This is a genomic window from Rhizobium sp. 01T417 (assembly GCF_056398905.1).
Genome location: NZ_JBFTQH010000126.1, coordinates 1 through 1,516, shown reverse-complemented (window position 1 = coordinate 1,516; position 1,516 = coordinate 1). Strand labels below are relative to the sequence as shown.

The window sequence follows — 1,516 nt, the reverse complement described above, 5'->3', positions numbered from 1 at the left end:
CTAGCAGGCTGTTGAAAAAGGCATTGGCGCAAGGCTCCTGTCGTGATTCACTCGCTTTATTGCGATTTGGAGCTGATGGATGCGTGGCGGCGATGTGAGGACAGGCGAACTCTTCAGCTATGTGGATCTGGAGGCTCGTGTTCGAAAAGATCATCCTCTACGGGCCATCCGGCAGATCGTGAACGGAGCGCTCGTTTTATTGGAACAAGATTTTGCAGCGCTTTATTCACCGATCGGGCGGCCGTCGATTGCGCCAGAAAAGCTTCTTCGCGCCATGCTTCTGCAAGCCTTCTATTCGATCCGTTCTGAGCGACTTCTGATGGAGCGGTTGGAATACGACCTTCTCTTCCGCTGGTTCGTCGACATCGGCGTTGACGATCCCGCCTGGGACCATTCAGTGTTTTCGAAGAACCGCGACCGGTTGCTTGAGGGTGACATCGCTGCGAAGTTCCTGGGTGCAATCCTTTCCCAGCCCAAGGTAAAGCGGCTGCTGTCCACAGACCATTTCTCTGTCGATGGCACGCTGATCGAAGCCTGGGCGTCGATGAAGAGCTTCAGGCCGAAGGACGGTTCGGACGAACCGCCGTCGGATGGCGGTGGTCGCAACGCGGAAGCAGACTTCCATGGCGAAAGGCGTTCCAACGAGACGCATGCATCAACGACCGATCCGGATGCAAAGCTGTATAGGAAGGGAAAGGGCAAGGAGGCCAAGCTGTCCTTCATGGGGCATGGGTTGATGGAAAACCGCCATGGTCTTCTGGTCAATGCTTACCTGACGGAAGCAACCGGTTATGCCGAACGCATCGCGGCTCTTCACATGATTGAACCCTTCTGCGACCGGCCACAGGCAATCACGCTTGGTGCCGACAAGGCTTATGACACGAAAGACTTCGTCAAAGATTTGCGGTCGATGAAGGTGACGCCCCACGTGGCACAGAACGTCAATGGTCGCCGCTCGGCTATCGACGGACGCACGACACGCCATCGCGGCTATGAGGTCAGCCTACGCATTCGCAAGCGTATCGAGGAGGCGTTCGGTTGGATCAAAACCGTCGCGGGGCAGGACAAGACAAAATTCCGCGGTCGCGACAGGGTTGGATGGGCTTTTACCTTCGCGGCAGCGGCCTATGATCTGGTGCGGTTACCGAAGCTGATGGCGGTGTCCTCATGAGTGAGGCGGGTTCAAACTGCAGGCTGATAGGCCGTTGGCGGATTGTAGCCGCAGACATCTGGGATCGGGAATATCTCGACCTGGTCGAGCCAGCGGTTATCACCATCACGCCAGATGGCTCCGGAGAAATTGCCTTCGGTGCCATGCAAGCCAACCTCGATATCGGCTATAGCGGATCATCCGTTTCCTTCACATGGTATGGATTTGACGAGATGGACGAAGTCTCGGGCGACGGTCATGCCGAACTACTCGACGACGGCTCGGTCGAGATCACGTTCGCATACCACAACGGCGACGAGGCCATCCTCAAGGCCAAACCGCAGACTTTTTCAACAGCCTGCTAGA

At 56.5% G+C, this 1,516-nt stretch carries 2 protein-coding genes; both read left to right on the top strand.

All coding sequences use genetic code 11. The features are described 5' to 3' along the window. Positions 1 to 79: 79 nt before the first annotated feature. The gene (locus tag AC1DPR_RS31895; RefSeq protein WP_477818016.1) at positions 80 to 1,171 is read left to right on the top strand and encodes an IS5 family transposase; all 1,092 of its coding nucleotides are present in this window, start codon (positions 80 to 82) and stop codon (positions 1,169 to 1,171) included. Further along, complete coding sequence (locus tag AC1DPR_RS31890) at positions 1,168 to 1,515, top strand: hypothetical protein (RefSeq protein ID WP_477818015.1); 348 nt, start codon at positions 1,168 to 1,170, stop codon at positions 1,513 to 1,515. Before AC1DPR_RS31895 ends, AC1DPR_RS31890 begins: the two co-directional genes overlap by 4 nt. The last annotated feature ends 1 nt before the right edge of the window (position 1,516 follow it).

Coding starts and splice junctions, on each gene's coding strand:
- AC1DPR_RS31895 (WP_477818016.1), top strand. CDS start 80: ATGCGTGGCGGCGATGTGAGGACAGGCGAACTCTTCAGCTATGTGGAT.
- AC1DPR_RS31890 (WP_477818015.1), top strand. CDS start 1,168: ATGAGTGAGGCGGGTTCAAACTGCAGGCTGATAGGCCGTTGGCGGATT.